Source organism: Williamsia sp. R60 (genome assembly GCF_054063855.1).
Genome location: NZ_JBSSGR010000001.1, coordinates 689,224 through 712,555 on the forward strand (window position 1 = coordinate 689,224; position 23,332 = coordinate 712,555).

Sequence of the window (23,332 nt, forward strand, 5' to 3'; positions counted from 1 at the left end):
CCGGCGGCTACAACAACTTTCAGGCAATACAGAGTGAGGAATTAAGTGGCACAGGAAGTGCTCAGCGACCTCAACAAGGTTCGCAACATCGGCATCATGGCTCACATCGATGCCGGCAAGACCACCACCACCGAGCGAATCCTCTTCTACACCGGCGTCAACTACAAGATCGGCGAGACGCACGACGGCGCCTCGACGACCGACTGGATGGAGCAGGAGAAGGAGCGGGGTATCACCATCACCTCCGCTGCGGTGACCTGTTTCTGGAACAAGAACCAGATCAACATCATCGACACCCCCGGGCACGTCGACTTCACCGTCGAGGTGGAGCGAAGCCTACGTGTGCTCGACGGTGCGGTAGCGGTGTTCGACGGTAAAGAAGGCGTGGAGCCGCAGTCCGAGCAGGTCTGGCGGCAGGCCGAGAAGTACGAAGTCCCCCGTATCTGCTTCGTCAACAAGATGGACAAGCTGGGCGCCGACTTCTACTTCACGGTGCGCACCATCGAAGAGCGTCTCGGTGCCAAGCCGCTGGTTCTCCAGCTGCCGATCGGTGCCGAGGACGACTTCGACGGCGTCGTGGACCTCATCGAGATGAAGGCGATCACCTGGCGCGGCGTCGTGCCGACCGGTGCCGAGCCGACCATCGAGGAGATCCCGGCCGATCTGCTGGAGAAGGCCAAGGAGTACCGCGAGAAGCTGATGGAGACGGTCGCCGAGACCGACGAAGCGCTGCTCGAGAAGTACTTCGGCGGCGAAGAGCTCAGCATCGCCGAGGTCAAGGCGGCCATCCGCAAGCTCACCGTCACCCGTGAGCTGTACCCGGTGCTGTGTGGCTCGGCGTTCAAGAACAAGGGCGTGCAGCCCATGCTCGACGCGGTCATCGACTACCTGCCCAGCCCGCTCGACGTTCCCTCTGTGGAAGGTCACGCGGTCGGCAACGAAGAAGAGATCCTGTCGCGCAAGCCGTCGTCCGACGAGCCGTTCGCGGCGCTGGCATTCAAGATCGCCTCGCACCCGTTCTTCGGCAAGCTGACGTTCGTGCGTGTGTACTCCGGACACATCACGGCAGGCACCGGCGTGCTCAATGCCACCAAGGGCAAGAAAGAGCGCATCGGCAAGCTGTTCCAGATGCACGCCAACAAGGAAATGCCGGTCGAGGATGCCACGGCAGGCCACATCTACGCGATGATCGGCCTCAAGGACACCACCACCGGTGACACCTTGTGCGACTCGAATGCACCGATCGTCCTGGAATCGATGAGCTTCCCGGACCCGGTCATCAACGTCTCGATCGAGCCGAAGACCAAATCCGACCAGGAAAAGCTGGGTGTCGCCATCCAGAAACTGGCCGAAGAGGACCCCACGTTCTCGGTCAAGCTGGACGACGAGACCGGCCAGACCGTCATCGGCGGCATGGGCGAGCTCCACCTTGACATCCTGGTCGACCGCATGAAGCGCGAGTTCAAGGTCGAGGCCAACGTCGGTAAGCCCCAGGTGGCCTACCGAGAGACCATCCGCAAGACGGTCGAGAAGCACGACTACACCCACAAGAAGCAGACCGGTGGCAGTGGCCAGTTCGCAAAGGTCATCGTCAAGCTGGAGCCGTTGGTGGATGCCGAAGACGGTGCCACCTACGAGTTCGTCAATGCCGTGACCGGTGGTCGCGTCCCGCGTGAGTACATCCCCTCTGTGGATGCCGGCGCCCAGGACGCGATGCAGTACGGCGTGCTCGCGGGCTACCCGCTGGTCAACTTGAAGTTCACTCTGCTCGACGGCGCCTACCATGACGTCGACTCGTCGGAGATGGCGTTCAAGATCGCCGGATCGGCTGCGATGAAAGAAGCAGCCAGGATGGCGGGCCCGGTGATCCTGGAACCGTTGATGGCCGTAGAGGTCACGACACCCGAGGATTACATGGGTGACGTGATCGGCGACCTCAACTCACGCCGTGGTCAAATCCAGGCCATGGAAGAGCGCAGTGGCGCCCGTGTCGTCAAGGCACTGGTTCCGCTGTCGGAGATGTTCGGCTACATCGGAGACCTCCGGTCGAAGACCCAGGGCCGGGCAAACTACTCCATGGTGTTCGACTCGTACGCTGAAGTACCGGCGAACGTGTCGAAGGAGATCATTGCCAAAGCAACGGGTGAGTGATCACTCTCCCGTCGCCTCGGCGATAGCGCCACCGGCGCACAGCAGATAAGAATCGCTTGCCGGCAGGGGACGTGAGTCCCTTGCCGCGCAAGAACTAAACACCCAGTGAAACCCGGAAGATTCCGGTTCACGACAACAAGTCCAGGAGGACAATCAAGTGGCGAAGGCGAAGTTCGAGCGGACCAAGCCGCACGTGAACATCGGCACCATCGGTCACGTCGACCACGGCAAGACCACGCTGACGGCGGCCATCACCAAGGTGTTGCACGACAAGTTCCCGGATCTCAACGCGAGCTTTGCGTTCGATCAGATCGACAAGGCTCCGGAAGAGAAGGCTCGTGGTATCACGATCAACATCTCGCATGTTGAGTACCAGACGGAGAAGCGTCACTACGCCCACGTCGATGCTCCTGGTCACGCGGACTACATCAAGAACATGATCACCGGTGCAGCCCAGATGGACGGCGCCATCCTCGTGGTCGCCGCCACCGACGGCCCGATGCCGCAGACCCGTGAGCACGTGCTGCTCGCGCGTCAGGTCGGCGTGCCTTACATCCTGGTCGCGCTGAACAAGGCCGACATGGTTGATGACGACGAGATCATCGAGCTGGTCGAGATGGAGGTGCGCGAGCTCCTCGCTGCACAGGACTTCGACGAGGACGCTCCGGTCATCAAGGTCTCGGCCCTGAAGGCGCTCGAAGGCGACCCCGAGTGGGTCAAGACCGTCGAAGAGCTCATGGACGCTGTCGACGAGAGCATCCCGGAGCCGGTTCGTGAGACCGAGAAGCCCTTCCTCATGCCTGTGGAGGACGTGTTCACGATCACCGGTCGTGGCACCGTCGTCACCGGTCGTGTGGAGCGTGGCGAGGTCAAGGTGAACGAGGAAGTCGACATCGTCGGCATCCGCGAGAAGAGCACCAAGACCACCGTCACCGGTATCGAGATGTTCCACAAGCTCCTCGACTCGGCACAGGCGGGCGACAACGCCGGTCTGCTGCTGCGTGGTCTGAAGCGCGAAGACGTCGAGCGTGGACAGGTTGTCATCAAGCCGGGCACCACCACCCCGCACACCGAGTTCGAAGGACAGGCCTACATCCTGTCCAAGGACGAAGGCGGACGGCACACCCCGTTCTTCAACAACTACCGTCCCCAGTTCTACTTCCGTACAACTGACGTGACGGGCGTTGTGACCCTGCCCGAGGGCACCGAGATGGTCATGCCCGGTGACAACACCGAGATGTCCGTCAAGCTGATCCAGCCGGTCGCCATGGACGAGGGCCTGCGCTTCGCGATCCGTGAAGGTGGCCGCACCGTCGGTGCCGGTCGTGTCACGAAGATCAACAAGTAAGCAGTAACAGAACAAACACAAAAAGCGCCCGACCCCATCAGGGGTCGGGCGTTTTTTGCGTGCCCGGGCCGAAAATACGTGTGACGTGGTTTACAAGTAACTCCGCCAAAGATACGATTATAGAAATTCGTTTCTTCGGAGGTCGACGTATGCCCACCAAGTTCTCGCAGATCCCTTCCGGGAGTGGCCTCAAAGAGGTCCCTTTCTCGACGCGCAACGGCGTCATGGAGGTCCTGGCCATGCGCCACGACCCGTTCAAGCAGTCGGATGAACGCCACGCCAAGTACGGGCGGGTCTCGGGGATCAACGCATTCGGGCAGAAGATCGTCATCGCTTCGGGCCCCGACGCCTGCGACGAGATCCTGATGAACAAGAAGAAGGCCTTCGCGAACGGGCCGGCGTGGACTTATCTCATCGGGCCGTTCTTCAACCGGGGCGTGATGCTGCTGGACTTCGACGAGCACCGTCACCACCGGCTCATCCTGCAGCAGGCGTTCAACGCCAAGGTGTTGCGCGGATACATGGATGCGATGCAGCCGATCATCCGTGACCGGGTCGCTCAGTTCCCGACGGGAAAGGTGCTGCTGTTCCACGAGTTCAAGGCACTGACCCTCGATGTCGCCCTCGAGGTGTTCCTCGGGATGGAACTGCCGAAAGCCGAGGCGGACAGACTCAACAAAGCCTTCCTGGAGACCGTGCAGGCAGGCGTCGCGGTGATCCGCAAACCGGTCCCCGGTACCCGGTGGTGGAAAGGTCTCCGCTCACGCAAGATCCTCGAAGAGTTCTTCTACAAACACATCCCCGCCAAGCGGGCGACCGAGACGCCCGACCTCTTCTCCGTGCTCTGTCACGCCGAAAGCGATGAGGGACACAGCTTCACCGACGAGGACGTCGTCAACCACATGATCTTCGTGCTGATGGCCGCCCATGACACGTCCACCATCACGATGACCCAGATGTGTTACCGCATGGCCAAGTCTCCGCAGTGGCAGGTGCGCGCCCGCGAGCAGTCCCGCGAGCTGGGTTCGGAACTGAGCTACGACGACCTCGCCGCTCTGACCGACCTCGACCTGATCATGAAGGAGTCGCTGCGGATGTGCACCCCGGTCCCGGCGCATCCCCGGATGACCGTGCAGGACACCGAGATCCAGGGCTACTACCTTCCCAAGGGGACCATGGTGACGGTGCCCAGCATGATCAACCACCTCGACCCCGAGTACTGGAAAGACCCGTGGACGTTCGACCCCGAGCGTTTCAGCAAGGAGCGGGCCGAGGACAAGGTCCATCGCATGGCGTGGAGCCCGTTCGGCGGCGGCGTGCACAAGTGCATCGGGCTGTACTTCGGCCAGATGGAGGTCAAGACGATCATGCATCAGCTGTTGCGCAACTTCGAGTGGTCGGTGCCCGACAGCTATGAGATCCCGATGAACTATGCATCGTTGCCGATCCCCAAGGACAGTTTCCCGGTCACGCTACGTCGGTTGTGATATCTATTCACCTCGACAGCCGGTGACAGTTGGGGCCGAGAACCGCGCCCGGGCCGGCGGGGTGAGGGTGCCACAGCATGAGCTTTTTCGGACAGGGTGACAGCAACCGCGAACCGAGTTTCCTACGGACGTTCGTGCCGATCCTGCTGTTCACGCTGCTCTGCGGGATCGTCGGTCCGATCTTCCTGGTTGCGTATTTCCTGATCGACGACCCGCTCACCGGCTGGATGTTCTACGCAGGTCTGGGGATCACGGTCGCAGACGTGGTCATCGGATACTTTGTCGCACAATCGCTCTACCGTCGCCGACGCAAACGGTACAACCTGGAACAGAACGGCAGGTTCGGCATCGGCGAGGTGCGCTCGGTGGACCAGACCAACGTGCGCATCAACGGACAGCCGATGATGAAGATCTCGCTGGCCATCTCCGGCGACGGCATCGCCCCGTTCGAGGCGACCAAACGCGTGGTGGTCCCGTTCATGTTCCTGCCGGCTCTGCGGTCGCACAGGGTTGCGGTGCTCGTCGACACCTACTCGGGTGAGTTCGACATCGACTGGCAGCGCACCGCACTGCTGGCCGGGACGTCGCCCGCGCGCTTCACCGACACCGAAACCGGTGAGGAGTTCGATCTGTCCGGTAGGAGTGACGCCCTGATCGAGATCATGAGGGTCTTCGCCGAGAACAACATCCCGTTCGGAGGCAGGGTGGACCTGCGGTCGAATCCGTTTGTGCGTGAGCAGGTGATGGACATCGCGCGACGTCACGGACGTCCGGACGGGTTCGCCCAGCAGGGGCCGCCGGGCCGTCCCACATCGGGGCGGCCGGACATGAGCAAGCCGGGCGCGGCTTCGTTCACACCCCCGCCTGCCGCGCCGCCCGGTCCACCACGCACACCTGGCCAGCGGCTGGCCGAACTCGAGTCGATGCGTGCGGCGGGCACCATCAGCCTCGAGGAGTACCGCGCGGTACGTACCAGGATTCTCAACGATTTCTGACGTTTGCGTCGCTGCCGTCGGCAGAACCGCTCAGGGCTGATCTGCCCTGGGCAGCAACATCTTTCGCTTGCCCCGGGCTGGGTTCACAGTGGGGTCATGAGTGACAACTACACACCTCCGGCCATCATCGACGACGAATTGCAGACGCGGCTCTTTCACCAACGGGTGATCGTGCTCGGCGATCAGCTCGACCAGAAGCTCGGCAACAGGCTGTGCAGCCAGCTGCTCTTGCTGTCGGCCGACGATTCGCGCAAAGACATCAGCTTCTGGATCAACTCGCCTGGGGGCTCGGTCCCGGCGATGCTCGCGATCATGGACGTCATGCGGGCCATTCCGAACGACGTCAGCACCCTTGCCCTCGGAATCGCCGCCAGCGCCGGCCAATTCCTGTTGTCGGCGGGGACGCCGGGTAAACGTCATGCGCTGACGCATTCCCGGATCTTGATGCACCAGGGTTCGTCCGGCATCGGTGGAACCGCGGTCGACGTCGAGTTACAGGCCGACGATTTGCGGCACACCCGCGACACGGTGCTTGCGCTGATCGCCGAGCACACCGGACAGCCCGCCGAGAAGATCTGGAACGACTCGCTACGGGACCGGTGGTACACGGCGGAGCAGGCGGTCGAATACGGATTCGTGGATCGCATCGCCGACGGTGTCGCGGACATCTATCCGGCGTCGGCCCGCCCGGTTGCACTGGGAGGCGTCCGATGAGCACGTACACGGTGCCGTACGTGGTGGAGAAGACCGCAGCGGGGGAGCGCTCGATGGACGTATACAGCCGACTTCTCTCCGAGCGGATCGTCTACCTGGGCACCGAGATCGACGACGGGGTGGCCAACGTACTGATCGCGCAGTTGCTGCATCTGGAGTCCGACAGCTCGGAGATGCCGATCAACCTCTACATCAACTCACCCGGCGGGTCGCCGGCCGCGATGCTCGCCGTGTACGACACGATGCAGTTCATCCGGCCCGACGTCGCGACGACCTGCGTCGGTCAGGCCGGTGGTCCCGCCGCGGTTCTGCTCGCCGGAGGTGCGGCCGGACAACGATCCATCCTCCGGCATGGCCGAGTGGTGTTGCACCAGCCGTCGATTCAGGGGCAGGGGTCGATTCCCGACCTGATCATCCACGCCGACGAGGTGGTTCGCGTACGTGCAGAACTCGAGGAACTGCTGGCGCGGCACACGGGTAAGAACCTCGATGCCCTTCGTCACGACACCGACCGTGAGCTCATCCTGCCCGCTGCGGCCACCGTCGAATACGGGTTGGCCGACCAGGTCCTGGAGTATCGGCCGATGCGGTGACCCCTCCGGAAGGCCGACGGCCAGGTCAGGACGCCAGACGCAGGTGAGCGCGGCCCGAGGATGAGGCCGGCCGCGACACCGAGGAGGAGGTCCGGGGGAGTCCGCCTACCGCGATCACCTGGCCGGATGCATCGTGTGTGGCCCTCTCGATGATCGCGGCGACGCCTTTGGTGATGTCGAGCAGTGTGAGCCCGAGCGCGCCGGCGACCGCGGAGAGGATCTCCGACGACGGCTCTTTGCGTCCGCGCTCGATCTCGGAGAGATATTGGGGTGAGACACCGGCATCGGCGGCTACCCCGGTGAGGATCCGGCCCTGCTCCCCGCGGACATCACGCAGGTACGTCCCGAGAACGTCGCGCCAGAGCGGCTCGGGTTCCTGCGGTTCTTCGCGAGGCCGTGAACGGGCACGGAGATCGGCGGACGTGGTGTCGGTGATGGTGAGAATGCGGCCCATCTACCGAACGTAGATCGACGGGTGGGCCGGTGCACCGCAAATCTGCTCAGAGCAGAAGGAGCGGTCGGTCTCGGCCCGGTTGCAGGCGAGGCGTCGTGCGGGAAGCGAGAACCGCGAATTCGTTTCGCGAGTGGCCACTCTCTATGTTATCGTTTGCGGTAGAGAGTGATGGAGGTCACACATGAGTCTGCAGGCGGACACCACGGCACCGGTCGACGGCAACGGACATACGGGAGGCGGCGATGCCCCGTACGACATGGTTGTCCGCGGGGGCACCTGGTTCGACGGCACCGGTCGGCCAGGTCTGCGCCGCGACCTCGGAATCCGGAACGGCAGGGTCGTCTCCGTCTCCGCCACACCTCTGCCCGCCGGGCCCGACACGCAGCTGATCGACGCTGCCGGTCAGTGGGTGATGCCAGGATTCATCGACGTGCACACCCATTACGACGCCGAGGTGCTGGTGGCACCGGGTCTGGGTGAGTCGGTACGCCACGGCATCACCACCGCGATCATCGGCAACTGTTCGCTGTCCACCGTGTACACGACCCCGGTCGACGCCGCGGACCTGTTCAGTCGGGTCGAGGCTCTGCCGCGCGATCACGTCATCAAGGCGCTCGAAGGCGGGAAGACGTGGACCGATCCTGCGTCCTACGTCGAGGCGATCGACGATCTGCCGCTGGGCCCGAACATCGCGGCCTTCCTCGGTCATTCCGACATCCGGACCGCCGTGATGGGGCTCGGTCGCTCCACCGATCGGTCCCACACACCGAGTCGCGCCGAGATGGACGCCATGCTCGAGGCGGTCAGCGACGCGCTCGACGCGGGATTCCTCGGGGTGTCGGGGATGACGAACCCCTGGGACAAGCTGGACGGCGACCGCTACCGGTCGCGGTCATTGCCCTCGACCTATGCCCACTGGAGCGAGCGCCGCAAGATCAACAAGGTGCTGCGGCAACGTGATCGGGTCTTGCAGACCATCCCCAACCTGAACACCAAATACGACATCCTCTTCTTCCTCGCCGGGAGCACCGGGCTCGGCCGCAAGCCCCTCAAGACCTCGGTCCTCGCGGCCGCCGACGCGAAGTCGGACCGGTGGGTGCGGCGCATCTTCGGACCGATCGCGACTGTGGCCAACAACTGGGGTCGGGGCGCCCTGCGCTGGCAGCATCTGCCGGTGCCCTTCCAGGTGTACAGCGACGGCATCGATCTTGTGGTGTTCGAGGAGTTCGGTTCGGGCCGTGCGGCACTGCACCTGCGCGAGGAGATGGGCCGTAACGACCTGCTGGCCGATCCCGAGTATCGGCGATGGTTCCGCAAGGACTTCGAGAAGAAGTTCAGCTCACGGATCTGGCATCGCGACTTCGACGATGCCGAGATCACCGAGTGCCCCGACGAATCCATGATCGGTAAGACGGTGGAAGAGGTGGCCCGCGAACGTGGGGTCCACAGCACCGACATGTTCCTCGACCTCGTGGTGGACTACGGCACGAAGTTCCGCTGGCGCACCGTGATCACCAATGACCGTCCGGAGATCGCCGACTGGTTGATCAAGCAGAACGGCGTGACCATCGGCTTCTCCGACGCCGGTGCGCATCTGCGCAACATGGCGTTCTACAACTACGGGATCCGTTTGCTGCAACGTGTGAAAGAAGCCGAACACGGCTCGCGCACACCATTTCTCACCATCGAAGAAGCGGTGCACAAACTCACCGGTGAACTCGGGGAATTCTACGGTCTCGACGCCGGATTCCTGCGTGAGGGGGACCGCGCCGATTTCGTGGTCGTCGACCCGGCGGGACTGACCGACCAGACCAAGGAATACGCTGAGGCAACCATGACCGAATTCGGGGGGATCAAGCGCATGGTCAATCGTAATGACGACGCGGTGTCTGCGACCGTGGTCGGCGGCCAGTATCTCTACGGTCGCGGCAACTTCGCACCGGGTTTCGGCACCACGGTGCAGGCCGGCCAGTTCCTGCGCGCAGGGGCCGCGCGTGGGACGGTACGCGAGAGGTCCACCGCGTAGATGGGAGAGGCACGCCGCACCCAGGAGCAGCGCCGGACAGCCACGATGGCGCGGCTGGTGGATGCGTGTGTGGAGTCGCTGTGCGAGCTGGGATATCAACGCAGCACCATCAGTGAGATCTGTGCGCGTAGCGGAGTGTCCCAGGGTGGGCTGTTCCGGCATTTCCCGACTCGGCTGGACCTGGTGATCGCGGCGGCCGATTCCGTGCGTGCCAGACAGTTCGAAGCCTTCTCGCAGAGTTTGGCCCTGCTGGGAACCGGTACGTTGGCCGACTGCCTCGTGCTGGTTCGTCAGGCGTGCCGGGCACCCATCAACGGCGCCTGGTACGAACTGCTGATCGCCGCGCGGACCGACGCGGGTCTTCGGGAACGGCTGGCGCCCATGCTCGCCGAGTATCACGATCAGATAGCGCAGTTCGCGCGGACCGTTCCCGCCGTACAGGGATTGCCCGACGGACAGATCGAACTCGTGGCGCTGACCATTGTCCATCTCTTCGACGGGGAAGCCGTTGCGGCGGCAGTCCATCCGCAGCCAGAATTGGAGCAGCAGAGGCTCGAACTGGTACTCGGCTGGCTGGCCGGTGCGGCAGATCGGTGAATCGTTCATGACGATCCCCTCCGCGTCCCCGGTCCCGCCTTACGAGGAGATCGCGGAGTCGGCCGTGGTGGTTGCCCTGCCCATGCGCATGCGGTTCCGCGACATCACCACTCGTGAGGTGATGCTGTTCCGGGGCCCGGCCGGATGGGGTGAGTTCGGTGCCTTCGTCGAATACGACGACGGCGAATCGGCCGCCTGGCTTGCTGCGGGTATCGAAGTCGCCTACCTCGGACCGCCACCCGCGGTGAGGGACTCGGTTGCGGTCAACGCCACCGTTCCCGCGATCCCGGCCGACCAGGTGGACGAAGTGTTGGCCCGATATCCAGGGGCGCACACAGCCAAGGTCAAGGTGGCGCAGGAGGGTCAGACGCTCGACGACGACGTCGCACGCGTGGAGGCCGTCCGGTCCCGCATCGACCATGTCCGGGTGGACGCGAACGGTAAATGGACTGTGCAGCAAGCGATCACAGCGATCCGCGCGCTCGGTGAGCTGCAGTACGCGGAGCAGCCCTGCGCCACCATCGACGAACTCGCTGCTGTCCGGGCCGCTGTCGACACCCCGATCGCGGCCGACGAGAGCATCCGGCGCGCCAGTGACCCTCTCAAGGTCATCGCCGCCGAGGCCGCCGACATCGCCGTCCTGAAGGTGGCGCCCCTCGGCGGCATGCGGCGGGTGCTCGATCTCGCCGGCCGGATTCGGATACCGGTGGTCATCTCCAGCGCCCTCGATTCCGCAGTCGGCATCTCGTCCGGCGTGGCCACCGCGGTCGCGTTGCCTGCCGAACCCCCTGCCTGCGGCCTCGGCACCGGCGGACTGTTCGTCACCGACGTCGCCGAGCCCTTTGTGCCGGAGATGGGTTCGCTCAGTCCCCGTCTGGTCGACATCGATCCCACTGCGCTGCCCCTCGCCGGTGAGGACAGACGGGACTGGTGGCTGGAGCGTCTGCGCCGCTGCCTGGCGATACTCGCCGACAACTGAAAACCGCAACCGGCTGTGCCTGGACGTCGCCAGAAGATACAATTTTGCGAAATCGTTCCAACAGCGGAGGTTCAGCAATGTCGGTCATCCTGGCGGAGGCCCCATCGGGCAGCGGTCTGAAGTCGATCGAGGGTTCGGACACCAACGGGGCGATCCAGATCCTGAAGATGCGCCGGGACCCGTTCGCCTTCAGCGACGCCCAGCAGGCGGCATTCGGTCGTGTCTCCTTCATGAACGCCTTCGGGCAGAAGCTGGTCACCTGCCGTGGACCCGAAGCGGCCGATCAGATCCTGATGAACAAGGACAAGGCGTTCGCAAACGGTCCGGCCTGGAGCTTTTTCATCGGCCCGTTCTTCAATCGCGGTGTGATGCTGCTCGACTTCGAAGAGCACCGCCACCATCGGCTGATCCTCCAGCAGGCTTTCACCCAGCCCGTGCTCAAGGGATACATGCAAGAGATGCAGCCGATGATCGTCGAGCGCATCAAGCAGTTCCCCGTCGGCGAGGTCAAACTGTTCAGCGAGTTCAAGGCCCTCACCCTGGACGTGGCACTCGAGGTCTTCATGGGTCTGGAACTGCCCAAACAGGAAGCCGACCGCGTCAACAAGGCGTTCATCGACACGGTCCGCGCAGGTGTCGCGCTGGTTCGCCGGCCGGTCCCCGGTGGTCGCTGGTGGAAGGGGCTGCGGTCACGCAAAGTCCTCGAAGAGTTCTTCATGAGCCACATCGCCGCCAAGCGGGCGGGGGAGTCGCCCGACCTGTTCTCGGTGCTGTGCCACGCCGAGAGCGAGGAGGGCCATCGGTTCACCGACGAAGACGTGGTCAACCACATGATCTTCGTGATGATGGCCGCCCACGACACCTCCACCATGACGATGAGTCAGATGGCTTACCGCATGGCCAAGTCGCCCGAGTGGCAGGACCGTGCCCGCGCCCAGTCCATGGAACTCGGCGCCGAACTCGGCTATGACGACCTGGCCAAGCTGACCGATCTCGACCTGATCATGAAGGAGTCGCTGCGCATGTGCGCTCCGGTTCCCGGGCAGCCGCGGATGGCGATCAAAGACACCGAGGTACTCGGGCACTACGTGCCCAAGGGTTCGATCGTGTCGGTTCCAGGGCTGACCAACCACTACGACGCGGAGTACTGGTCCAACCCGTTCGTCTTCGATCCCGAGCGGTTCACCAAGGAGCGTGCCGAGGACAAGAAGCACCGGATGGCCTGGATGCCCTTCGGCGGTGGCGTGCACAAGTGCATCGGGTTGTATTTTGGGCAGATGGAAGTCCGGACGATCATGCACCAGTTGTTACGCGGTTTCGAGTGGTCGGTGCCGCAGGACTACACGATGCCGATGGATTTCAGCTCGCTCCCGGTGCCCAAGGACAAGCTGCCAGTCACCATGCGGCGCGTGTGATGGCGCGGTCGTCGAGTCCCACCGAAGAACGGGCATCATCGTCGCGCAAGGTGCGCAACACCGCATCGCCGCGCGAGCAAGAAGACGCAATCCTCGAGGCGGCTCGAGGCGAGTTCGAGGACAACGGTATTCGCCGTACCGGCGTCGACGATGTCGCCAAGCGCGCGGGGGTCAGCCGCAGCACCCTCTATCGACGGTTCCCGAACAAGGAGGCGCTACTGCTCGGTGTGGCCGAACGCATCTACCTCGACGGAATGATGTTGCTCGAGCAGGCCACCGTCGGCCACGGACCGCAGGAAGCGGTCGTTGAGGCGTTCCTCGCCGGTGCGCAGCTGGTGAACAACGATCCGTTGATCCGCCGCATGATGGTCGATGAACGCGACGCACTCAAGGGCATCACCAACTCGGTGACCGGTCTGTTCATCGAGATCGTGACCGGGCGGATCATGAAGACGTTGCGGGCGGCGGGCGCGAAGATGCCCGATGAGGATCTGCACGCGGTCACCGAAATCCTTGTCCGGCTCGTGATCTCGTACCTCGATACCCCGGCGATGGATGAGAGCAGATCGGAGCCCGAAGCGGTCCGCGACTACGCGCAGCGCTATCTCGCGACGATGGTGTGGTGAGGCGTCGCGTGTCGAAGCTGAACCATGTGCGTACCGAGTTGGCAGCGGTACGGGAACTGAGGCGCGCCGGCGCGATGCCAGGTGTTCGTCAACTGCCGCAGGTCGCCAAGCTGCGTCGTGCGGCAGGTGAAGCCGCGGGACCCGCGATCTATGCGGCAATCCACGGCAGTCGGGTTGCGCTGATCGACCCGCTGGGACCGGTGACGTACAGCGAACTGGCCGCGATGTGCAACGCGGTGATGAACGGCCTGGGTGAGGTCCTGCCAGGTCAGGACCGTCCCACTGTGGGAGTGATGTGCCGCAACAGCCGCTTCGCGGTGATCGGTTTGCTCTCCGGCATCGGACTCGGTGCACGTGTGGTGCTGCTGAACACCGATCTCGGCGCCAAGCAGATGGCGGAGGTGACCGCTCGCGAGAAGGTCGACGTGATCCTGCACGACGCGGAGTTCGCCGGCGTTCTCGAATTGGTCGACCACGGTGTCCGCCGGTACATCGCCTGGACCGACCAGGCTGTGGGTGAGCCCGGACCCGACACACTCGACCACCTGATCGCGTCGAGCTCGACCGAACTGCCGCGGGCGCCGCAGCACCAGTCGTCGCTGGTGATCCTCACGAGCGGCAGCACCGGAGCGCCGAAGGGCGCGCCGCGAGACGGCGCCGTGTCGATGTCGTTGCCGGCCGGGTTCGTCTCCAAGATCCCGATCCGCGGCTCCGACACCGTGCTGATGTCCGCCCCGGCCTTCCACGGGTGGGGTCTGCTTGCCACGATGGTGTGCCTGCTGACCGGCGCGACCGTGGTGATGGACCGGCGTTTCCGGGCACCGGAGTCGCTGAATCTTCTGGTCGAACACCGTTGCACCGCAATGATGGTGGTACCCACCATGCTGCGCCGGTTCATGGACCTCGACGAGGAACAGCTCCGTCGCATCGACCACGGCCGGCTCCGGATGATCGCTTCCGGCGGCGCCAAACTCGACGCATCCCTGGTGCTTGCCGTCGCCGAGCGGTTCGGGCCGGTACTGCACAATCTCTACGGCGCGACCGAGGCTTCGTACGTCACCATTGCGACCCCTGACGATCTCGCGGCCGAACCCACCACCGCCGGGCGCCCACCGCTGGGCGTCGAGGTGGCCATCATCAGAGATGGTGCTCGGGTACCGACGGGGGAGTCCGGACAGATCTTCGTGCGGTCGGGCAGCCAGATCAGCAAGTACACCAACGGCACGAGCAAAGAGACACTGCACGGGATGTTGAACACCGGGGACACCGGACGTCTCGATGCCGCGGGCAGGCTGTTCGTCGAGGGCCGCAGTGACGGGATGATCATCTCCGGCGGCGAGAACGTCTTCCCCGAAGAGGTGGAACTGGCGCTCGGCAAGCATCCCGACATCGTCGACGCCGCTGTTGTTGCCGTCCCCGATCAGGACTTCGGTCAACGACTCCGGGCATTTGTGGTGCCGCGTGATGGTGCCGACGTGGCAGCCGCCGACGTGAAGACCTACATCGGTACCGAGCTGTCGCGGTCGCGAGTTCCTCGTGACGTCATCGTGGTTCCCGACCTGCCGCGTGGCGCACAAGGCAAAGTCACAAAAACCACACTCGACGCGCTGGCACAGGAGCACAACACGGCGTAAGTCGGTAGGGCCCCGCTCGGTGTTCTGGTTGTTGCTCGGTCTGTAGTGCGAGCGTTCACGAGTTTCCCGAGCCGCCCCCCAGCCTCGCGTGCGAATCTCGTGGTTGCCCCGTCCGCAGTGCGAGCGTTCGCGAGTTTCCCGAGCTGACCCGCAGCCCGACGTGCGATGCTCGCTCCGCAGCCCGAGCGTTCGCGAGTTTCCCGAGCCGCCGAACTACTTCGCTCGGTGTCCTTGTCGTTGCTCGCTCCGCAGCCTGAGCGTTCCCGAGTTTCCCGAGCGCCCCAACCCATTCCCGCGCCGGGACTGCCTCAGCAGTCGTCATCCACCCAGCGGATCAGAGGTGACGTTCAGCCTGGAGTGCTTGCGGCCGTAGATGAGGTAGTAGCAGATCACGACCGACACCCACAGTCCGAAGAAGACGAAGGTGTACCAGTGCAGTCCCCACAGGATGTACATGCACGCCGCGATGGCCAGAACAGGGGTGACGGGATAGAACGGGACCTTGAACGGCCGTTCCAGATTCGGCTCGCGGCGGCGCAGGATGATCACGCCGAGACTGACGACGGTGAATGCGGTGAGGGTGCCGATCGACACCATGTCGATCAGGTAATCCAAGGGGATGAAGCCGGCCATCAGGGCCACCACGACGGCCACCACAACCGTGTTGTTCACCGGCGTCAACGTCGTGGCGTTCACCCGCGTGAAGAACTTCGGCAGCATGCCGTCGCGGCCCATCGCGAACAGGATGCGGGTCTGTCCGTACAAGGTGACCAGGGTGACCGAGAAGATGGAGATGACGGCACCCGCCGACAACACGATGGACGGCCAGGTCGACCCGGTCACGTCCTCGAGGATCTGGGCCAGGCCGGCCTCCTGCCCCTTGAACTTGTCTGCCTGCTGGGCGCCGACCGCGGCGAGCGCGACCAACACGTACACAACGATGACGGTGATCAACGCGGCCATCAGTGCCCTGGGCATGGTGCGCTGCGGGTCCTTCACCTCTTCGCCTGCCGTGGACACGGCGTCGAGGCCGATGAACGAGAAGAAGATGACGCCTGCTGCGGCGGTCACGCCGTTGGCGCCGTTGAGGAAAAACGGGCTCATGTTATCGGTGTTGAAGGCAGAGAAGGCAACCGCTGCGAACAGGGCCAGTACCGACAACTTGATGGCCACCATGATCGCGTTGGCGCGCGCGGACTCGCTGGCTCCCCGGATGAGCAGAACCGCGCAGAGGGCCACCAGGATGATCGCGGGCAGATTGACCACACCGGGGTTCTCGTCCCACGGTGCCGCGCTGAGCGCATGTGGAATCGCTGGTAGGTGGATGTACCCGAGGAGTGCGTTGAGGTACTGACTCCAACCGACGGCGACCGCGGCGGTCGCCACCCCGTACTCGAGCAGCAGACAGCCCGCGACAGCCATCGCGACAACCTCGCCGAGCGTGGCGTACGCGTAGGAATACGTCGACCCCGACACCGGCACCGCCGACGCCATCTCGGCGTAGCAGATCACCGCGAGACCGGCGGCGATGCCGGCGATGAGGAATGAGATCACCACGGACGGCCCGGCATCGGGCACCGCTTCGCTCATCACGAAGAAGATGCCGGTACCGACGGTGGATCCGATACCGAAGCACGCCAGCTGTGTGGTGGTGATGGTGCGTTTGAGGCCGGTGTCCGCTTCCACGAGGTAACCGGTGGGAACGGGTTTTCGGCGGAACAGGGTGGAGATGGTCAGTGGTGCTTCGCCGGCGGAGGCCGGGTTCTTGTTGACATCCATGGTGGGTACCTCAGCCGGGGAAGATGATCGTGGGAACGGTCGCGGCAGCGATGATCTTCGCCGCCGTCGACCCGAGGAATACGCGCTTGACGGAATCACGAGGGGTCGTGCCGATGGTGAGGATCTCACCTTGCGGCCATTCGATGCCGTCGAAGGCCGCGTCCCAGTTGTCGCCGGTGCTCACCAACGTCTGGACGCTGTCGCCGATCACGTTGCGGTGCACCAGCTCTTGCATCGAGGCCGCCATCTGCTCGCGCCATGCCTGCATGACGCCGCGTTCGGCATCGAATCCGACCTCGGGCGGGAACATGTCCGCCGGCCGCACCCCGAACGTCGCCACGCGTAGCGGGACGGACAGTCGCCCGGCGAGATCACGTGCCGAGACGACCACGTCTTCGCCGCGCGAGTCACCGGAGTACGCGCAGGTGACACCGGTGATGGCAGTGCAACGGTAGCCCCTGGGAGCGAGCGCAAGCGGTACGGAGCTGGAGTGCATCAGGCGACTGGTGGTGGCACCGAGCGACATTCGGCCGCCATCGTCGCCGTGGGTGGTTCCGAGCACGAGGACGTCCGCGTCCAGCTCGTCGAGCGCCACATGTAGTGACTTCGACACCGAGCCTTCACTGACGCGGCGAAAGCTCACGCCGGTGCCCGGTGCGCGGGTCCGGAGGTGAGTGCGGGCGGCGGCCTCGGCGTCGTCGCCGTAACGCTGTGCGTACTCGGCGAACTCGGCGTCGACCCGGGCCATCGATGGCGTCTTCCACGGCTTGGGGGTGGCGATCACCAATACCAGGCTTGTGCCGAGCGCATCGGCCAGGCCGGACCCGAGCTCGATCGCCTCATCGCCTCCGCGCCCGGGCTGATATCCGACGACAACGGTCACTGCAGGGGCCGTGCTGGGTTCATACGTCCGCCTCTTCCGATGATCTCCACGTTCACCCCCGCAAGGAATGTAACCGACCCCGGCGCACCCTGTCGGAATGTCGGGCGGGCCGTTCTTGCCGACCGACACGCGACCGGCCGCCAGAAGCAGGACCCGCACGGCGGCCGGGTCTCTAGGATGAACCGGTGCTCAACGCCCGCGCACTGCTGTCCGCCACTCCGGCGGAAGAGCGTGCCCTCATCGCGAAGGACCGTGCTGCACGGGCGGATCTACGCGCGGCGGAGTCGGCCCTGGCCGCGCTGGAGGTGGAACTCGGCGAGCGTGACCCGATTCGATCGCCGGTGTGGTTCCGGATTCTCGTCGCTGCGGTCGCGCTGGCGGCCGTCGCAGCTGTTGCCGGCGGGTACCGATACGTCACCGCCGACAGCGGGTTCAGCGATGCCGACTACCAACGGACCGCGCGTGAACGCGTCGAGCTGCTGCTGACCCCGGCTGCCGACGACGCCGCCGGACGCAGCCGGAAGATTCTCGCCGGGTCCACGGGGACGTTCCGGGACGAGTTCGCCCAATCCGCCGATGCGTATACGAGGTTTGTGCAGCAGATCGGCGCCCAGGCGGCTGGAACCGTTGACGGCGTGGGTATCTCGTCGCGATCGGGCGAGCGGACGACTCTGCTGGTCACGGCTGCGATCGCCACCCGTACCGAGGTCACCGACGATCCCGCCAACACCGATCCGGCCGGCGGACCGGATGATCGGCGGTTCCGCATCCAGGTGGACGTGGTTCCCGAGGACGGGTCCCTGAAGATCTCGGACCTGGAGTTTTTCCCGTGAGCGTCGGTGCGGAGCGCAGTTCGCCCGCTGTTGTCTGGGGCGGTCTGGCCGTCGCGGTGCTCGTGATGGGCCTGTGCGCCGGTGCTCTCACCTGGGCGTGGCACGTCGACGGCGACGACGACCTGCTCGAGGCCAATCGCAGCCAGGCGCAGCAACAGGCCGGACCGCTGGTGGCTCAGGTGTTCTCGTTCGCAACCGACACTTACGGGCAAGACCGTGAACGGGCGCGCTCACTGGTGACCGATGAGTTCGCCGAGCAATATGCGACGTCACTCGATCCGGCGGCGGTGCCCGACTACTCGGTGAGCTGGACACCGATCGAGACCGGGATCTCCGACGTCGGTACCGATCATGCTGAGCTCGTGGTGTCGGCCGAGGTGGCCCAGACACGCACGGGCACGGAACCGGCGAGGTACGTCAAGGCAGTCGAGGTTCGGCTGGAGAAGGTCGGCGGCGACTGGAAACTCGCCAGGGCGGACGAGGTGCTGTGAGCGCGCGGACCACAGCCGGCAGTGGGGAGGAGACGGGCGGGAGCTCCACTCGGCTGCGATTGGCGCGCGAGCGTGTCGCGGACGCGCGGGCGACCGCCCGCAGCGCTCGGTCTGCAGCTGCGCCCGCATACGCCGCGCGAGACCGACGACGCCGTGGCCGGCTCGCTCTCGCCGGCGGGTGCGCGGCCGTCGTCGCTGTCGTATTGCTGATCGCAGCAATCGTTCTCGCCGTGCAGCACCGTGCCGCCGAGCAGGACCGTGCCCGCGACTCCTCCGTCCTCGACGACACCCGATCGGCGATCGCGACCCTGCTGACCATCGATCCCGCCGAGCCCCAGCGGTTTCTCGATGAGGCGCTCGCCGTCACATCCGGTGAACAACATCAGCGGCTCGTGGACGCACGGCCCCAGGTGCTCGAACTCGTCGGTCAACTCGACGCACCCAGTACCGGCCAGGTGCTCGCCGCAGGCATCACCGGTGACGTCGACGACGACACCGCCCGTGTGTATGTGGTTGCCGAGGGCACGAACCCGGCGCTGCTCGGTGCCGGTGCGGGACAGAATCGGGTGGCTCTGGTGGTCACCATGAAGGCCGACGACGGTCGCTGGAAGATCGATCGGACACAGTTGCAATGACAGAGCACGACCCGACTGAGCGCGACATGACTGAGCCCCGCCACACCCCGCCGGCGTCTCGCGCCGAGCATCGGGGGCGGCGACGAAAAACGGTCGTGGCGATTCTGGGCATCTCCCTCCTCGTGCTCGTCACCATCGCCGTGGTGGGGTTCATCGGCCCGCAGACGCGAGGTGACGAACGCGAGGGGCAGCGACGCGAGGTTCAAGCCGCCACGTCGGACGCGGTCAGCGCGTTGATGACGTTCACTCCGCAAACGCTCGCCGATCAGCAACAAATGGTCGGACCGCGGCTCACCGGCAGGCTGCTCCTCGATTTCCGTAGCAGAGGGCCTGCGGTGGTACTGCCGGCAGCCGTGGACCTCGGTGCCCAGATGTCTGCCCAGGTGATGGCGACGGCGGTGAACCGGATGGACTCCGACAGCGCCCGGGTACTGGTGTTCGTCAACCAGGACATCACCGTGCCGACCGCCGACCCCGCTCAGCAGGTGGTGGCTGTCTCGCGGTGGGCCGACATGCGTAAGGTCGACGGCAATTGGCTGCTCGCCGGGCTGCAACCGGTGGGACCGGGCTGAAGATGTCAAATCAATGTGCAGGCCGTATCCAGGATGTGAGGTGGCGATGAGCGCCGCGATCGTGATTGTCGGAGCCGGGCTCGGGGGAGCCCGACTGGTCGAAGATCTCCGTAATGAGGGATACGACGGGGACCTCGTACTGATCGGCCAGGAAGAGCACCCGCCCTACGATCGTCCGCCGCTGTCGAAATCGGTACTCATCGGCGATCAGGACCGGGTCGACCTCAAGCCGGCCGAGTTCTACGACGACAAGAAGGTGGATCTGCGCACCGGAACCCGGGTCATCGCAGTCGATCCCGCGTCGCACACGGTCACCACCGAACCGGTCGGCGGCGGCGCGCCGGAGACCCTTTCGTACGGCACGCTCGTGCTGGCGACCGGTCTGAACCCGCGCACTCTGCCGTTCGCCCGCGGGAAGGCGGGCGTGCACGTGCTGCGCACGGTCGACGACGCGCTGGCACTGCGTTCGGAGATCGACGGCGCGCGCACCGCAGTGGTGGTCGGTGCCGGCTTCATCGGCTGCGAGGTCGCCGCCAGTCTGCACACCCGAGGTCTCGACGTCACCGTGGTGGAACCGGCCCTCGCGCCCCTCGCGGTTGCGCTGGGTGAGCAGGTGGGCGCGATGGTCGGCAGGATCCACGCCGAACGCGGTGTGAAGATCAAGACCGGGATCGGCGTCTCCGACATCGTCGGCGATCAGAAGGTCAGCGCCGTCACTCTCGCCGACGGCACCGAACTACCCGCCGACATCGTCGTTCTCGGCATCGGGTCGACGCCGGTGATCGACTACCTCGAAGGGTCGGGTATCGCATTCGCCGACGGCGGCGACGGCGGTGGTATCGCGTGTGACGAGACCGGGCGAACCAGTGCTCCCGACGTGTACGCCATCGGCGATGTTGCCAATTGGCGTGACGCACAGGGCAAACCGTCGCGGGTTGAGCACTGGAACAACGTCATCGAGCAGGCGGCAAAGGTGGCGTACACGATCCTCGGCACCGAGGCCGATAACCCGCGGCCGTTTGTGCCCTACTTCTGGAGCGACCAGTTCGACATCAAGGTCCAGGCGCTGGGCCATCCCTCGCCAGGCGACGACGTGCACGTGATCTCTGACGACGGAACCAAGTTCGTGGTCTATTACAGCCGGGACGGGCTGCTCACCGCCGTGGTCGGGGCAGGCAAGGCCGGAGCGGTGATGAAGATGCGTAACAAGCTGCTCGCCCACGCGCCGATCTCCGACGTCCTGGAGTGAGCGGACTCTGAGCTGATGGATGCCGTCGGCACCGCCGAAACCCTTTCGGCCGCAGCGGTGATGGCTGCCATCGATGAGTTGGGGGATCCGGACCGGGCCGCGAGTTCGGCGAAGTTCTTCCGGACGGGGCCGGGTGACTACGGCGAGGGCGACCGCTTTGGCGGCGTTCCCGTCCCGCAGCAACGGAAGATCGCCAAGAGGTTTTGTGGCCTCGACCGCAGTCAGGTGAACGTCCTGCTGGACAGCGACATTCACGAACACCGGCTCACCGGATTGTTCCTCGTGCGCTCGGGTTTCGAGAAAGCTCGGAGCGACCAGGACCGCCTTGCCTGGGTGGACCTCTATCTGTCCGCCGTGGACCGGGGCCGGGTGAACAACTGGGATCTTGTCGACTCGTCTGCGGAATACATCCTGGGACAATGGCTTCTGCGCTGCGACCGGGAGAGGGGCGAGCGGGACCGCACGCTGCTCCTCGGGCTCGCCGCCGACACCGACCTCTGGCGTAGGCGGGTGGCCGTGCTGGCCACCTTCGCATTCATCAGAGCCGGTGACGGCACAACGCTTCTCGCGTTGGCCCCCACGCTGCTCGATGACCGTCGCGACCTGATCCAGAAAGCGGTCGGTTGGATGTTGCGGGAGACGGGAAAACGCGTCGACCGCCGTCTGCTGATCGACTTCCTCGACCAGCATGCCGCCGAGATGGGCCGCACCGCACTGAGTTACGCCACCGAACACCTCACCGCGCAGGAGCGTGCACACTACCGATCACTGCGGTGACGGGTTCCGAAGACGCGGGTCAGAACTCGATCTTGAGGGTGTCGGACGTGGGCCGGGCCTGACATCCGAGGATGTACCCGTCTTCGATGTCCTCTTCGTCGAGAGCCCCGACGTTCTCCATCGCCACGGTGCCCTCGGTGACCGTGCACGCGCACGACCCGCATTCGCCTTCACGGCAGGAGTACGGAACGTCCAGCCCGGCCGACAACATGATGTCCACCAGTGTCCGGCTACGGGGCCACGACAACTCGTGCACCTCGCCGTCGAGTTCGACCTCCACCGATGCGGCGTCGGCGATCTGTTCCTCGGTGAGTTCTTCGGGCTCGGAGTCCTCGAACGGGTCACCGGAGAGCGACGAGAACACCTCGGCATGAACCTGGTGGTGCGACATCCCGACCTCGGCAAGGGCCTTGTGCACCACGTCCATGAACGGACCCGGGCCGCACATGTATGCGTTGTAGGCCTTCAGTGGACGCAAGAGTGTTGCCAGCTTCTGCATCGTCGGGAGGCCCTGAACAGTCTCCAGCCAATGCACCACGGTGAGCCGTTCGGGGAACTGTTCCTGCAGCGCACGAAGTTCCGCGGCGAATATCACGTCGTTCTCGCTGCGGTTGGCGTAACAGAGATACACGCGCCCGGTGCCCTTGAGCAGGGCGGACTTGAGGATCGACATCACGGGCGTGATCCCGCTGCCTGCGGCGAGGAGCAGGATCGGCGCGCCGAGATCGGCCGGGGTGAACACACCTGAGGGCGGCAGCACCTCGATCTGATCTCCGGCGGACACGTTGTCGCAGACCCAGTTCGACCCGTAGCCATCTGCGGTGCGCTTGACGGTCACCTTGGGCTTCTCCGAGGCGAACGGGCTCGAGGCGAGCGAGTAGCAGCGAGCCACCGATCCCGTCTGATCGCTCGGTATGCGCAGCGTGAGGAACTGACCCGGCTTGTAGCGGAATCGTTCGGCCGACTCTTCCGGTACGTCGAAGACCAGGGACTTGGCGTCGCCGGTCTCGTCGATCACCTCGGCCACGGTCAGCACAATGCTGCGGGTGCTGTGCGGGGACACGGTCACCGGCCTACCTCCTCGCCTGACGGCA

The 23,332-nt window shown here is 64.8% G+C and carries 22 protein-coding genes; 18 read left to right on the top strand and 4 right to left on the bottom strand.

The features are described 5' to 3' along the window. Window positions 1-45 precede the first annotated feature (45 nt). The 6 genes from fusA (at window position 46) to ACVWY6_RS03040 (ending at window position 7,288) form a co-directional block, all read left to right on the top strand. Window positions 46-2,151 (top strand): elongation factor G, encoded by a 2,106-nt coding sequence (gene fusA, locus ACVWY6_RS03015; protein ID WP_023956144.1) that lies wholly within the window; start codon window positions 46-48, stop codon window positions 2,149-2,151. Window positions 2,152-2,308: 157 nt separating this feature from the next. After that, window positions 2,309-3,499, top strand: coding sequence for an elongation factor Tu (gene tuf, locus ACVWY6_RS03020; protein ID WP_023956142.1), 1,191 nt, complete (start codon window positions 2,309-2,311; stop codon window positions 3,497-3,499). A 149-nt stretch (window positions 3,500-3,648) separates the two neighbouring features. Next, window positions 3,649-4,986 (top strand): cytochrome P450, encoded by a 1,338-nt coding sequence (locus ACVWY6_RS03025; RefSeq protein WP_116917483.1) that lies wholly within the window; start codon window positions 3,649-3,651, stop codon window positions 4,984-4,986. Window positions 4,987-5,063: 77 nt separating this feature from the next. Then, the gene (locus ACVWY6_RS03030) at window positions 5,064-5,981 is read left to right on the top strand and encodes an SHOCT domain-containing protein (protein ID WP_457536098.1); all 918 of its coding nucleotides are present in this window, start codon (window positions 5,064-5,066) and stop codon (window positions 5,979-5,981) included. A gap of 96 nt (window positions 5,982-6,077) precedes the next feature. After that, window positions 6,078-6,695, top strand: coding sequence for a ClpP family protease (locus ACVWY6_RS03035; protein WP_030164928.1), 618 nt, complete (start codon window positions 6,078-6,080; stop codon window positions 6,693-6,695). Further along, window positions 6,692-7,288: a ClpP family protease gene (locus ACVWY6_RS03040; protein ID WP_457536100.1), complete on the top strand. Its 597-nt coding sequence runs from the start codon at window positions 6,692-6,694 to the stop codon at window positions 7,286-7,288. Before ACVWY6_RS03035 ends, ACVWY6_RS03040 begins: the two co-directional genes overlap by 4 nt. 25 nt (window positions 7,289-7,313) lie before the next feature. Here the strand turns inward: ACVWY6_RS03040 and ACVWY6_RS03045 are convergent, their stop codons facing one another. Beyond that, on the bottom strand, window positions 7,314-7,742 hold the full coding sequence (locus ACVWY6_RS03045; protein WP_457536102.1) for a helix-turn-helix domain-containing protein: 429 nt from the start codon (window positions 7,740-7,742) through the stop codon (window positions 7,314-7,316). A 256-nt stretch (window positions 7,743-7,998) separates the two neighbouring features. On the opposite strand from ACVWY6_RS03045, the gene ACVWY6_RS03050 reads away from it, so the two are divergent. From ACVWY6_RS03050 to ACVWY6_RS03075, 6 genes are all read left to right on the top strand, one after another. Further along, entirely contained in the window at window positions 7,999-9,768 is a 1,770-nt protein-coding gene (locus tag ACVWY6_RS03050; RefSeq protein ID WP_457536862.1) for an N-acyl-D-amino-acid deacylase family protein, read from the top strand. After that, window positions 9,769-10,365: a TetR/AcrR family transcriptional regulator gene (locus ACVWY6_RS03055; protein WP_457536104.1), complete on the top strand. Its 597-nt coding sequence runs from the start codon at window positions 9,769-9,771 to the stop codon at window positions 10,363-10,365. Between the two features lie 7 nt (window positions 10,366-10,372). Further along, entirely contained in the window at window positions 10,373-11,344 is a 972-nt protein-coding gene (locus tag ACVWY6_RS03060) for an o-succinylbenzoate synthase (protein WP_457536106.1), read from the top strand. Window positions 11,345-11,421: 77 nt separating this feature from the next. Beyond that, window positions 11,422-12,759 (top strand): cytochrome P450, encoded by a 1,338-nt coding sequence (locus ACVWY6_RS03065; RefSeq protein WP_457536108.1) that lies wholly within the window; start codon window positions 11,422-11,424, stop codon window positions 12,757-12,759. Beyond that, window positions 12,759-13,385: a TetR/AcrR family transcriptional regulator gene (locus ACVWY6_RS03070; RefSeq protein WP_023956124.1), complete on the top strand. Its 627-nt coding sequence runs from the start codon at window positions 12,759-12,761 to the stop codon at window positions 13,383-13,385. The genes ACVWY6_RS03065 and ACVWY6_RS03070 overlap by 1 nt, the downstream gene beginning before the upstream one ends. An 8-nt stretch (window positions 13,386-13,393) precedes the next feature. Further along, window positions 13,394-15,019 carry an AMP-binding protein gene (locus ACVWY6_RS03075; RefSeq protein ID WP_457536110.1) on the top strand — a complete coding sequence of 542 codons (1,626 nt, stop codon included), beginning with the start codon at window positions 13,394-13,396 and terminating at the stop codon, window positions 15,017-15,019. A gap of 318 nt (window positions 15,020-15,337) precedes the next feature. On the opposite strand, the gene ACVWY6_RS03080 is transcribed toward ACVWY6_RS03075, so the two are convergent. Next, window positions 15,338-16,798 (bottom strand): amino acid permease, encoded by a 1,461-nt coding sequence (locus ACVWY6_RS03080; RefSeq protein WP_023956120.1) that lies wholly within the window; start codon window positions 16,796-16,798, stop codon window positions 15,338-15,340. A gap of 10 nt (window positions 16,799-16,808) precedes the next feature. Continuing rightward, complete coding sequence (locus ACVWY6_RS03085; protein ID WP_457536112.1) at window positions 16,809-17,681, bottom strand: universal stress protein; 873 nt, start codon at window positions 17,679-17,681, stop codon at window positions 16,809-16,811. A gap of 185 nt (window positions 17,682-17,866) precedes the next feature. On the opposite strand from ACVWY6_RS03085, the gene ACVWY6_RS03090 reads away from it, so the two are divergent. Genes ACVWY6_RS03090 through ACVWY6_RS03115 form a run of 6 tightly spaced genes read left to right on the top strand, consistent with a single transcriptional unit; the run spans window position 17,867 to window position 22,238 of the window. Next, the gene (locus ACVWY6_RS03090) at window positions 17,867-18,514 is read left to right on the top strand and encodes a hypothetical protein (protein ID WP_457536113.1); all 648 of its coding nucleotides are present in this window, start codon (window positions 17,867-17,869) and stop codon (window positions 18,512-18,514) included. Continuing rightward, a complete protein-coding gene (locus ACVWY6_RS03095) occupies window positions 18,511-19,005 on the top strand; it encodes a hypothetical protein (protein ID WP_457536115.1) in 495 nt (164 codons plus the stop codon). Before ACVWY6_RS03090 ends, ACVWY6_RS03095 begins: the two co-directional genes overlap by 4 nt. Continuing rightward, on the top strand, window positions 19,002-19,640 hold the full coding sequence (locus ACVWY6_RS03100) for a hypothetical protein (protein WP_457536117.1): 639 nt from the start codon (window positions 19,002-19,004) through the stop codon (window positions 19,638-19,640). The genes ACVWY6_RS03095 and ACVWY6_RS03100 overlap by 4 nt, the downstream gene beginning before the upstream one ends. A gap of 26 nt (window positions 19,641-19,666) precedes the next feature. Next, complete coding sequence (locus ACVWY6_RS03105; protein ID WP_133248691.1) at window positions 19,667-20,212, top strand: hypothetical protein; 546 nt, start codon at window positions 19,667-19,669, stop codon at window positions 20,210-20,212. 46 nt (window positions 20,213-20,258) lie between these two features. Further along, entirely contained in the window at window positions 20,259-21,461 is a 1,203-nt protein-coding gene (locus ACVWY6_RS03110) for an NAD(P)/FAD-dependent oxidoreductase (protein WP_457536119.1), read from the top strand. Between the two features lie 60 nt (window positions 21,462-21,521). Beyond that, the gene (locus ACVWY6_RS03115; protein ID WP_457536864.1) at window positions 21,522-22,238 is read left to right on the top strand and encodes a DNA alkylation repair protein; all 717 of its coding nucleotides are present in this window, start codon (window positions 21,522-21,524) and stop codon (window positions 22,236-22,238) included. Between the two features lie 19 nt (window positions 22,239-22,257). On the opposite strand, the gene ACVWY6_RS03120 is transcribed toward ACVWY6_RS03115, so the two are convergent. After that, window positions 22,258-23,307 (bottom strand): ferredoxin--NADP reductase, encoded by a 1,050-nt coding sequence (locus ACVWY6_RS03120; protein WP_099383922.1) that lies wholly within the window; start codon window positions 23,305-23,307, stop codon window positions 22,258-22,260. Window positions 23,308-23,332 lie beyond the last annotated feature (25 nt).

Bases quoted from the DNA above. Each gene is read 5' to 3' on its own strand.
- ACVWY6_RS03105 (WP_133248691.1), top strand. From the start codon at position 19,667: ATGACTGAGCCCCGCCACACCCCGCCGGCGTCTCGCGCCGAGCATCGG.
- ACVWY6_RS03050 (WP_457536862.1), top strand. From the start codon at position 7,999: ATGGTTGTCCGCGGGGGCACCTGGTTCGACGGCACCGGTCGGCCAGGT.
- ACVWY6_RS03115 (WP_457536864.1), top strand. From the start codon at position 21,522: ATGGCTGCCATCGATGAGTTGGGGGATCCGGACCGGGCCGCGAGTTCG.
- ACVWY6_RS03065 (WP_457536108.1), top strand. From the start codon at position 11,422: ATGTCGGTCATCCTGGCGGAGGCCCCATCGGGCAGCGGTCTGAAGTCG.
- ACVWY6_RS03070 (WP_023956124.1), top strand. From the start codon at position 12,759: ATGGCGCGGTCGTCGAGTCCCACCGAAGAACGGGCATCATCGTCGCGC.
- ACVWY6_RS03110 (WP_457536119.1), top strand. From the start codon at position 20,259: ATGAGCGCCGCGATCGTGATTGTCGGAGCCGGGCTCGGGGGAGCCCGA.
- ACVWY6_RS03040 (WP_457536100.1), top strand. From the start codon at position 6,692: ATGAGCACGTACACGGTGCCGTACGTGGTGGAGAAGACCGCAGCGGGG.
- ACVWY6_RS03060 (WP_457536106.1), top strand. From the start codon at position 10,373: ATGACGATCCCCTCCGCGTCCCCGGTCCCGCCTTACGAGGAGATCGCG.
- ACVWY6_RS03055 (WP_457536104.1), top strand. From the start codon at position 9,769: ATGGGAGAGGCACGCCGCACCCAGGAGCAGCGCCGGACAGCCACGATG.
- ACVWY6_RS03025 (WP_116917483.1), top strand. From the start codon at position 3,649: ATGCCCACCAAGTTCTCGCAGATCCCTTCCGGGAGTGGCCTCAAAGAG.
- ACVWY6_RS03045 (WP_457536102.1), bottom strand. From the start codon at position 7,742: ATGGGCCGCATTCTCACCATCACCGACACCACGTCCGCCGATCTCCGT.
- ACVWY6_RS03035 (WP_030164928.1), top strand. From the start codon at position 6,078: ATGAGTGACAACTACACACCTCCGGCCATCATCGACGACGAATTGCAG.
- ACVWY6_RS03080 (WP_023956120.1), bottom strand. From the start codon at position 16,798: ATGGATGTCAACAAGAACCCGGCCTCCGCCGGCGAAGCACCACTGACC.
- ACVWY6_RS03030 (WP_457536098.1), top strand. From the start codon at position 5,064: ATGAGCTTTTTCGGACAGGGTGACAGCAACCGCGAACCGAGTTTCCTA.